This is a genomic window from Acidovorax sp. HMWF029, from assembly GCF_003060895.1.
Taxonomy (GTDB): domain Bacteria; phylum Pseudomonadota; class Gammaproteobacteria; order Burkholderiales; family Burkholderiaceae_C; genus Acidovorax.
In genome coordinates this window covers 1-9,944 of the sequence record NZ_QAIH01000047.1, presented here as the reverse complement: position 1 = coordinate 9,944, position 9,944 = coordinate 1, and the positions used below count along the sequence as shown (strand labels likewise).

At 63.3% G+C, this 9,944-nt stretch carries 10 protein-coding genes; 8 read left to right on the top strand and 2 right to left on the bottom strand.

Annotation, left to right across the window (positions count from 1 at the left end; genetic code table 11):
• Nucleotides 1–308: 308 nt before the first annotated feature.
• Nucleotides 309–1,004 carry a FadR/GntR family transcriptional regulator gene (locus tag DBR12_RS02865; protein WP_108615863.1) on the bottom strand — a complete coding sequence of 232 codons (696 nt, stop codon included), beginning with the start codon at nt 1,002–1,004 and terminating at the stop codon, nt 309–311.
• A gap of 250 nt (nt 1,005–1,254) precedes the next feature.
• On the opposite strand from DBR12_RS02865, the gene DBR12_RS02860 reads away from it, so the two are divergent.
• The 8 genes from DBR12_RS02860 (at nt 1,255) to DBR12_RS02825 (ending at nt 8,948) form a co-directional block, all read left to right on the top strand.
• Nucleotides 1,255–1,938: an amino acid ABC transporter permease gene (locus DBR12_RS02860; RefSeq protein ID WP_108615862.1), complete on the top strand. Its 684-nt coding sequence runs from the start codon at nt 1,255–1,257 to the stop codon at nt 1,936–1,938.
• A 15-nt stretch (nt 1,939–1,953) separates the two neighbouring features.
• Entirely contained in the window at nt 1,954–2,604 is a 651-nt protein-coding gene (locus tag DBR12_RS02855) for an amino acid ABC transporter permease (protein ID WP_108615861.1), read from the top strand.
• Nucleotides 2,588–3,316: an amino acid ABC transporter ATP-binding protein gene (locus DBR12_RS02850; protein WP_108615860.1), complete on the top strand. Its 729-nt coding sequence runs from the start codon at nt 2,588–2,590 to the stop codon at nt 3,314–3,316. Before DBR12_RS02855 ends, DBR12_RS02850 begins: the two co-directional genes overlap by 17 nt.
• Before the next feature lie 65 nt (nt 3,317–3,381).
• The gene (locus DBR12_RS02845; protein ID WP_108615859.1) at nt 3,382–4,152 is read left to right on the top strand and encodes a transporter substrate-binding domain-containing protein; all 771 of its coding nucleotides are present in this window, start codon (nt 3,382–3,384) and stop codon (nt 4,150–4,152) included.
• Nucleotides 4,153–4,197: 45 nt separating this feature from the next.
• Complete coding sequence (locus DBR12_RS02840; protein ID WP_108615858.1) at nt 4,198–5,208, top strand: zinc-binding alcohol dehydrogenase family protein; 1,011 nt, start codon at nt 4,198–4,200, stop codon at nt 5,206–5,208.
• A gap of 14 nt (nt 5,209–5,222) precedes the next feature.
• On the top strand, nt 5,223–6,371 hold the full coding sequence (locus tag DBR12_RS02835; RefSeq protein ID WP_108615857.1) for a D-mannonate oxidoreductase: 1,149 nt from the start codon (nt 5,223–5,225) through the stop codon (nt 6,369–6,371).
• Between the two features lie 67 nt (nt 6,372–6,438).
• Nucleotides 6,439–7,980 carry a UxaA family hydrolase gene (locus DBR12_RS02830; protein ID WP_108615856.1) on the top strand — a complete coding sequence of 514 codons (1,542 nt, stop codon included), beginning with the start codon at nt 6,439–6,441 and terminating at the stop codon, nt 7,978–7,980.
• A 5-nt stretch (nt 7,981–7,985) separates the two neighbouring features.
• Nucleotides 7,986–8,948 carry a sugar kinase gene (locus DBR12_RS02825; protein WP_199226617.1) on the top strand — a complete coding sequence of 321 codons (963 nt, stop codon included), beginning with the start codon at nt 7,986–7,988 and terminating at the stop codon, nt 8,946–8,948.
• Nucleotides 8,949–8,981: 33 nt separating this feature from the next.
• On the opposite strand, the gene DBR12_RS02820 is transcribed toward DBR12_RS02825, so the two are convergent.
• Nucleotides 8,982–9,944: patatin-like phospholipase family protein (locus tag DBR12_RS02820; RefSeq protein WP_108615855.1), on the bottom strand; the 963-nt coding region annotated here is incomplete at its 5' end.

Genomic DNA, 9,944 nt, shown 5'->3' with positions numbered 1-9,944 from the left:
CGCAAGAAGTACCCTGCGATAGCGGCGGGCGACTACCTGAACCAACGGGTGGCGGCGAACTTCAAGGCTTATTGAGGCACAACCGACGACGCGGGGGGGGGCGTTGGTTCGGCGCTCTCAGGATGGGGTGGGTAGCGCAGCAGCGCCCATATTCAGCCTCCGGAACATCACCACGTCGGAGCGCGCCCGCTTGGCCCGGTTGCGCACCAAGTCGCCGCAATAGGGCTCCAAACTGTGGCTAGGTAAGACCGGCATCACCCTCGCGAGGCCGCGCTGTCACCGCCTCGCGAGGGTGATGCGGGACATCCCTAGGGCGTTACCCAACGGTCTGCCGCGGCGCGGATATGGGAGCGGATGGCCGACTCGGCAGCCAGTGGGTCGCGTGACTGAAGGCAGCGCAGGATGAGTTCATGCTCTGCCAGGGCGGCGTGCCAGGTCGGCTGGCCCTCCAGCCGGTTGCGCATATGGCTGGCAAGGGGGCTACGCCGTTCGTCAAACAGAGTGCCCACCAAACTCAAAAGGACCGAGTTGCCACTCATCTCGGCAATCCGCACGTGGAATTCCCGGTCGTGCTCCAGCACGTCACGCCCCGCAGCAATGTCGGCCCGCATGGCATCGACGCTCTCGGCGATCCTTGCGAGCCCTTGTGGGGTGGCGTTAACGCAGGCCAGCACGATCACCGCACCTTCCAGCGCTCCCCGAGCCTGCATCAGTTCTGCAGGGCTCTCACCCATAGCGGTTGGCGCTGCGCTGCGGCGCAGTGCCCGGCTGCACACATACACGCCCGAGCCCATCCGGATTTCGACGCTGCCCTCAATTTCCAGGGCAATCAGGGCCTCGCGCAGAGACGGGCGCGACACCCCCAGTTGCTGGGCTAGATCGCGCTCGGGCGGCAGGCGGCTGCCCTCTTTGTAGTCCCCCTGCTGGATCAGAGCCCGCACTTTGTCTGCGATGAGTTGGTACAGGCGCCGTGTGGGGTCGGTAGCTTTTGAAAGGTCGGTCATGCAGGCGATCTGGAATGTTTAAGGGGATAACTGGTCAGATATCTTGGTCAGGCCAAAATTGAACGCATCCCCGTATTTTGCGAACTTGCTGGCGCCTGGTTGGTCCAAATTCCTTCTTCCCATTGTCATTTTTGAAAAATATGGGCAAATTGGGGTTAACCCGGTAAGGCCAATTTGGGTGTTAGGTTTAAATTGGCCTTACCAAAAGAGACGCGCAACAACAGGTGCCCCGCCTGGCGCAGTTACCACCTTGAAATACTCCTTCGACTTTTCTGGTCCGCTGGCCTACTGGCCGGACCTGTTGGCAGGCGCATGGACCACGTTGTCGCTGTCGCTGGCATCGACCTTCTTCGGGTTTCTTGTAGGTGTCTTCTGCGCGCTGGCCACCACGGGGCGTGCCAAATGGCTGGCTCGTCTTGCGGGGGGCTACATCGAGGTCATTCGCAATACCCCGCTGTTGGTACAGATCTTCATCGTCTACTTTGGTCTGTCGTCCATGGGCTTTGCAGTAGGCGCATTCACGGCGGCGACGGTGGCGCTGGTGGTGAATGTGGGGGCCTACACCAGCGAGATCGTGCGTGCGGGCATTGAGTCCATTCCCAAGAGTCAGCTGGAGGCTGCCGAATGCCTGGGCCTGACACGCTGGCAGATGCTGCGCAACGTGGTGCTGCCGCCGGCTGTAGAGCGTGTGTACCCCGCCCTGACGAGCCAGTACGTGCTGCTGATGCTGGCGTCATCGATCAGCTCTCAGATTTCCGCAGAGGAGCTGACCGCGGTGGCCAACCGCATTCAGTCAGATACCTTTCGGTCGGTTGAAACCTACCTCATCGTGGCGGTGGCCTACCTTGCCATGTCACTGATCATGCGGGGCATCTTCTGGCTCCTCGCACAGTGGGCCTTCCCACGTCGCCGCCGCCTTGGCACGCCTTTGTAAACCGGAGGCCATGCTATGAGATTTCTCACATCTGCTCACCTGCAATTTCTCTTCGAGGGAGTGCTGTGGACTATCGGGCTGTCTTTGTTGGCCTTTTTGGGCGGTGGCCTGCTTGGCTTTCTGGTGGCGCTAGGCACGTCGTACGGGCCGCGTTGGTCGCGCTGGATGGTGTCGCTCTACGTCAAGCTGATCCAGGGCACCCCGTTGCTGGTGCTATTGCCACTGACGTACTTCGGGCTACCGGCGCTGGGGTTCAATGTGCCACCCCTGGTCGCAGCTGCCTTGGCCCTGTCGATCTATGTGTCCGCCTACCTGGGCGAAATCTGGCGCGGGTGTATTGAATCAGTGCCCCGCACCCAGGCCGAGGCGGCCGAGTGTCTGGCGCTGCGCTGGCACCAGCGGGTCATCCACGTCATCTTGCCCCAGGCCGTGAAGATTGCCACGCCCCCCACCGTGGGGTTCATGGTGCAGATCGTGAAGAACACTTCGTTGGCCTCATCCATCGGTTTTGTCGAGCTCGCCCGCGCCGGACAAATCATCAACAACTCGACGTTTGAGCCGTTTGTCATTTTTGTGATCGTGGCGGCGCTGTATTTCGCCTTGTGTTACCCGCTGTCGGTGCTGAGCCGTCGCCTTGAGAGGAGTTTCCATGTCGCCCATCGTTGAGATCGAGAACATCTCCAAATGCTTTGGCAGCACCCGTGTGCTGGAGGGGGTTTCCTTCACCGTCAACAAAGGTTCGGTGGTTGCCATCATCGGCCAAAGCGGCTCTGGCAAGAGCACGGCACTGCGTTGCATCGACCGCCTTGAAACCGTAGACCAGGGACGCATCCGTGTGTGCGGGCACGAGGTCACATCGCCGGGGCTCGATCTGCACCAACTGCGCCGCGACGTTGGCATCGTTTTCCAGAGCTACAACTTGTTCCCGCATCTGACGGTGTTGCAGAACATCATGCTGGCGCCCCGTCTGGTACAGAAAGCGGCCAAATCCGAAGCCCGTGAGCGAGCCCTGGCAGTGCTCGCACAGGTGGGGCTCGCCGAAAAGGCCGATTGCTACCCCTCGCAGCTCTCTGGTGGGCAGCAGCAACGCGTGGCCATTGCACGCTCGCTGGCCATGCAGCCACAGCTCATGCTCTTTGATGAGGTGACCTCGGCGCTCGATCCTCAGCTCACTGGCGAAGTGCTGCGTGTGATGGAGAAGCTTGCCGAAGGTGGCATGACCATGATTCTTGTCACGCACGAGATGGCGTTTGCCCGCAAGGTGGCCGATGAAGTCATCTTCATGCACAAGGGCCGCGTATGGGAGCACGGCCCCTCCTCCATCCTTGATGCCCCCGCCACGACCGAGTTGCGTGATTTTGTGGGTAACGGCCTGTAAGCCGTCCACGCCATCACCTGACGCTCCTGTACTTCATTTCCCCACAACCACAACGGAGACACACCATGACCCAGCGTTCTCACCTCGTTCGCGGATTGATTGCCGCAGCTGCTTTGTTCGCCTTGGGCGCAGGTACGGCCCATGCTGATCTGCTCAAGGACATTCGCGATGCAAAGAAGATTCGCATCGCCCTGGATACCGGATCGCCGCCCTACGGATTTGTGGATGGTGCGATGAAGCCCGTGGGCTCTGACGTGGAAACGGCCCAGTTGCTGGCGCAAGACCTGGGCGTAGCCATCGAGATCGTCCAGGTCACCAGCCCTAACCGCATCCCGTTTTTACAGACGGGCAAAGCCGACATCGTGGTGGCCTCGCTGTCGGTCACGCCCGAGCGTGAGAAGGTCATTGATTTCTCGGTGCCCTACGCACAGATCCAGTCCGTGGTGGCGGGCCCCAAGGGTGTGCAGATCAATGGGTTTGACGACCTCAAGGGAAAACGCGTAGCCACCACGCGTGGCTCCAACAACGACAAGGTGGTGACCACCGGCGCCAAGGATGCCCAGGTTGTGCGCTATGACGACGATGCGACGCTTGTCACAGCGGCTGTCAGCGGCCAGGCCGACATCATTGCTACTTCCCCCGCCATTGTCAGCACCGTGCTGGCCAAGGCTCCGCAAAAAGACATGGTCATCAAGTTCACCATGTCTATGGTGCCCCTGGGCATTGGCATGCGCAAGGACGAGCCCGCACTCAAGGCCTGGATCAACGACTGGATCACCAAGAACCTGGCCAACGGCAAGCTGCAGGCGATCTACAAAAAGTACCACGGCGGCTGAAGCGCTGCCCTGTTTTTCCCCATTCTTTCCACTCCTGAACCGATCATGCTGACCGTCATCTGCGAAACCCCTGGCATCCTCAAGGCCGAACAACGTGATCGCCCCGCGCGGGCCGAAGGGCAAGTGCTGGTGCGCGTCAAGCGCGTGGGCGTGTGCGGGACCGACCTGCACATCTATACAGGCAACCAGCCGTTTTTGGACTACCCCCGGGTGATGGGCCATGAGCTGTCCGGGGTAGTGGAAGAGGCCGTTCCCGGCGGGCGTCTGGCAGTGGGGGACGTGGTCTACGTCATGCCCTATCTGTCTTGCGGCCACTGTGTCGCGTGCAGACAGGGCAAGACCAACTGCTGCGTCAACATCCAGGTGCTGGGCGTGCACCGTGACGGCGCTTTCACCGAATACCTGGCGCTGCCTGAAGCCTTTGTGCACAAGGCCGAGGGCGTAACGCTGGACCAGGCCGCCATGGTTGAGTTTCTGGCCATCGGCGCGCATGCTGTGCGCCGGGGCAATGTTCAGCCTGGCCAACGGGTGCTGGTGGTGGGGGCAGGGCCCATCGGCATGGCGGCGATGATTTTTGCGCGGCTGCGTGGTGCCACCGTCACAGCGCTGGATGGCAGACACGATCGCCTGGACTTCTGCCAGCGCGAGCTGGGCGTGGCGGGCACCGTGGCGCTGGGTGAGGGCGATGTGGAGCAGCTGTCTGCCGCCACCCAGGGCGAGTTTTTTGACATGGTGTTCGACGCCACGGGCAACGGCAAGGCCATCGAGCGGGGCTTTGGCTTTGTGGCCCATGGCGGCACCTACGTGCTGATCTCGGTGGTGCGCGACACCATCACTTTCTCCGACCCTGAATTTCACAAGCGCGAGACCACCCTGCTGGGCAGTCGCAACGCTACCACTGAAGACTTCGAGACCGTGATTGCTGCAATGCGTGAGGGCAAGGTGCCTACCGATGCGCTCAACACGCACCGCATGCCACTGGCCCAGGTGCCCGCCGACTTTGCGCAGTTGCTCGACCCTGCGCAGCGCGTGGTCAAAGCCATCGTGGAAGTCTGACCCAGGCACGCAACATGGCTTATCCAATCCTTCAGTTTGGCACCAGTCGGTTTTTGCTGGCGCATGTGGACCTGTTCGTGTCGCAGGCACTGGCGCACAGCCACGGCGCCAGCGATGCGCTGGGGGGCATCACCGTGGTCCAGACGACGGACCGACCCGACGGTGCTGCACGTATTGGCGCCCTGGCCCAGGGCCGGGGCTACCCCGTGCGTATCCGGGGGCTGTCGGGTGGGCAGCGCATCGACGAGACCGTGCAGTGCACGGCAGTGCAAGCTGCCTGGCAGGCATCCTGCCACTGGCCTGCGCTACGTGCCGCAATGGCGACCGATGTGCGCGTGGTGGTGTCCAACACCGCCGACAAAGGCTACCTGCTGGACGAGCGCGACACGGCTGGCGTACTGGCCGACGGCAGTCCACCGCCCCACAGCTTTCCGGCCAAGCTGCTGGTGCTTCTCCAAGGGCGCTGGCATGCCGCGCCGCAGCTCCCGCTGACGCTGCTGCCTTGTGAACTGATTGAGCGCAATGGCGAGGTGCTGCGCGATGTGGTCGTGGGCCTTGCGCGGCAATGGGCGCAACCCGAGGCATTCATTGCATGGCTGGGCACACACTGTGTGTGGGCCAACTCGCTGGTGGACCGCATCGTCTCGGAAGCCATTGAGCCTGTAGGCGCCGTGGCCGAGCCCTATGCCGTATGGGTGGTCGAGCGCCAGGATCGACTGCAATTGCCATGCACGCATCCGTCCATTGTTTTGACTGGCGATCTGGCCTTCTATGAACGCCTCAAGCTCTTTTTGCTCAACGCAGGCCACACCTTTCTGGCCGAGCGCTGGTTGCAAGAAGGCCGCCGCGCGGATGAAACCGTGCGCGAAGCCATGGCCGACGCACCCCTGCGCGCCGCGCTCGAAGCGCTGTGGGAGCAAGAGATCCTGCCTGTGTTCAGTGCCCTCGGCACAGCCGCCCGCGCCCAGGCCGATGCGTATTTGGTGGATGTGCGCGAGCGCTTTGAGAACCCCTTTTTGAACCACCGCATTGCTGATATTGCCCAGAACCACGCGCAAAAGAAGCAGCGCCGCTTCGGCCCCATCCTGGCGCTGGCGGCACAGCATGCCCCCGACCTCGCCCAGCCGCGCCTGCAGTCGGCCATGGCATCCCCACTGACTTGAGCTGGCGATACCGCCGCTTTGCGGTGCCTTAGAACAGGGTCTCACTGCCCAACCCGTCCTTTTCACCATGAATACCCCCACGCAGTCTCTCCCGCCGGCCGCCCTTCAGTTGAGCTTGATCGACAACGTGGCCGTTGCGCGCCATGACCTGGAGGCTGGCACCACACTGCAGGTGGGGCAGCACGCACTGATCCTGCGCGATGCCATCGCCTCGGGCCACAAGGTGGCGTTGTACCCCATCGCCCGAGGTGCGCCCGTGCTCAAGTACGGGCAGCACATAGGCGTAGCCACGGTGGACATCCCGGTGGGTGCCCATGTGCATGTGCACAACGTGGGCATGGCCGAATCCCAACATGCCCACGCAGTCGGGGCTGGTTACCAGCCTACGGCCATGGCGCCGCAGCCGCTCACGTTTGACGGCTATGTGCGCCCCGATGGCCGCGTGGCCACGCGCAACTACCTGGGCGTGATTGCAAGCGTGAACTGCTCGGCCACCGTATGCCGTCACATTGCCGATGCCTTCAAGGGCGAAGCACTGGCCGCATTCCCTCATGTGCACGGCGTGGTTGCCATCACCCACGGCAGCGGCTGCGGCATGGGCGGGAATGGCGAAGGCTTGGCGCTGCTGCAGCGCACCTTGCGTGGTTATGCCAACCACCCCAACTTTGCGGGCGTACTGGTCATTGGCCTGGGCTGCGAGGTCAACCAGATCGCCCCGCTGGTGGAAACACTCAGCGCCCGTGCGCCCGGCATGTTTGCCACGCTGACCATCCAGGATGAAGGCGGTACGCGCGAGACCATTGCCCAGGGCAAGGCTGTGCTGCAAGGCATGCTGGCGCAAGCCAACCTCGCGCGGCGTCAGCCGGTTCCACTGAAGCACCTCACCGTGGGGCTGCAGTGTGGGGGCTCAGACGGGTACTCCGGCATCAGCGCCAACCCCGTGCTGGGCGCCGCGGTAGACCTGCTGGTGCAGCAGGGTGGCACAGCTATCCTGTCAGAGACCCCTGAAATCTACGGTGCTGAGCACCTGCTCACGCACCGCGCCGCATCGCCTGCCGTGGCTGAAAAGCTGCTCCAGCGCCTTGCATGGTGGGAAAGCTATGCCGCCCTGCACGGTGGTGATCTCAATAACAACCCCTCGCCCGGCAACAAGGCGGGCGGCATCACCACCATCCTGGAAAAGTCGCTGGGCGCCGTAGCCAAGGCAGGCAGCACGGGGTTGATGGACGTGGTCGAATACGCCGAGCCTGTGCGGGCCCACGGACTGGTGTTCATGGACACGCCGGGCTATGACCCCGTGTCTGCCACCGGCCAGGTGGCTGGCGGCGCCAACCTCATCTGCTTTACCACCGGGCGCGGTTCCACCTATGGCTGCAAGCCCACGCCCTCGCTCAAGCTGGCGTCCAACACGCCCATGTTCAAGCGTATGTCGTTGGATATGGACTTTGACTGCGGTGGCATCGTTGATGGGCGCCAGAGCATCCAGGATGCGGGCGCCGCACTACTGCAGCTCATGGTGGCTACAGCGTCCGGGCAGCTCAGCAAGAGCGAAGACAATGGCCTGGGCGACAACGAGTTTCTGCCCTGGCAATTGGGAGCCGTAATGTGATGTACATGGCGCAGACTTCGACCTCCATCACCGCCAAGGCACTGGATGTGCTGACCGTCGGCGAGCCTATGGCCCTGTTCATGGCCCTGGAGCCCGGTGGACTTCACACCGTATCCGACTTCCGCCGTGTCGCGGCCGGTGCTGAATTGAACGTGGCCACGGGGCTCGCCCGTCTGGGCCTGGCCACCGGTTACATCACCCGCCTGGGGGTGGATTCTTTCGGCAACTTTCTTCGGGGCGTGCTTGCGAATGAAGGCATTGATGCGCGGTACGCATTGGCCGACACCGCCCACCCGACGGGCTTTATGCTCAAGACACGCACCGACGACGGAAGCGACCCTCAGATCGAATATTTCCGCAAGGGCTCGGCTGCCAGTCACATGAGCGTGGCGGATGCGCCGCAAGGCGCTTTCCCCGCGCGCCATCTGCACCTCACGGGTATCACGCCGGCGCTGTCACCCACCACGCGCGAACTGGCTTTTTTCCTCGCCCGGCAGGCCCGCACGGCAGGTGCATCCATCTCGTTTGACCCCAATCTGCGCCCACGCCTTTGGCCATCGCCCGAGGCCATGGCCGAATGCATGAACGCTTTGGCCGCGTTGAGCGACACCGTGCTGCCCGGTCTGGAAGAAGGCCGCTTGCTCACCGGGCGCGACGCGGCTGAAGACATTGCGGCCTTCTATATCGAGCGTGGCGCAAAGCAAGTGGTCGTCAAATTGGGGCCTGAAGGCGCGTACTACGCGGAGCAGGGCGGTGCATGTGGCGTGGCCCCTGGCCTGCCGGTGGAAAGGGTGATCGACACCGTAGGCGCAGGCGATGGTTTTGCCGTGGGCGTGGTCAGTGGCTTGCTGGAGGGACTAGCACTTGCGCAGGCCGCTGCGCGTGGCAACGCCATTGGCGCCCGTGTGGTGCAGTTCCCAGGCGACGCTGACGGTTTGCCCACGCGGCAGGAGTTGAGCGCAGGCTGATAGCCATCGGCAGCTTGCGTCTGACCGCTGGGCCTACTTCGGCGCGATGCAGGAGTTATCCAGCCTGGCGATTCCCGCCAGCTTTTGCAGGCTGCTGCGTCCGTCAAGGCACGCTTGGAGTTGAGTTTCTGCCGCTTTGCGCTGCGCTGCGCGGGCTGAGTTGGCCCGCTCGGCCTGCAGCTGGGCCACGCGCTCGCGGATTTGCGGCATCACGGCCAGGGCGGCTTTTTCGCCCTCGACGATGGCATTGGCGCGCTGGCTGAAGTCGGCGGCGCCGATGTCTAGCACCTGGGGGCGGATGATCACGTCGGCCCGCGCCAGCTCGGCCTGCCCGAGCTTCTGGCCCATGATGGCAATCGACTGGTTCAGTGCACCCAGCATGTTGCCCGGTGTCTGGCCCCGCGCCTTGTTGGAGATGTCCACGGCAATCACGATCTCGGCGCCCAGCTGGCGCGCCGCATCCACCGGCACGGGGCTAACGATGCCGCCATCCACAAAGTGGTACTTGCCGATGGTGACGGGCTGGAACACGCCAGGCACGCTGCTCGATGCGCGCACCGCCTGGCCTGTGTTGCCGCGCGCAAACACGGTGCGCTCGCCGTCCTCAAGCCGCGTGGCTACCACCACAAAGGGCTTGGCCATCTGCTCCAGCGGTTTGCGGCGCACCTGCTCGTTCACATAGTCTTCGAGCTTCTGACCCAGTACCAGGCCACCGGACGAGAGCTGTAGGTCGCGGATCTTGGCCTCGTCTAGCGCGACCGCCTTTTCCTGCATTTCGAAGGCATTCATGCCGCTGGCATACAGCGCGCCGACCACGCTGCCTGCGCTGGTGCCCGACACCACAGCCGGTGCGAAGCCGTTGGCCTCCAGCATCTTGATCACGCCGATGTGCGCAAACCCCTTGGCAGCACCGCCGCCCAGGGCGATGCCGATGCGCACGGGGGGCGTGGCGGTTGTGGACAGGGGCGCGACTTCACGGCCCGCACCCGCCTGGGT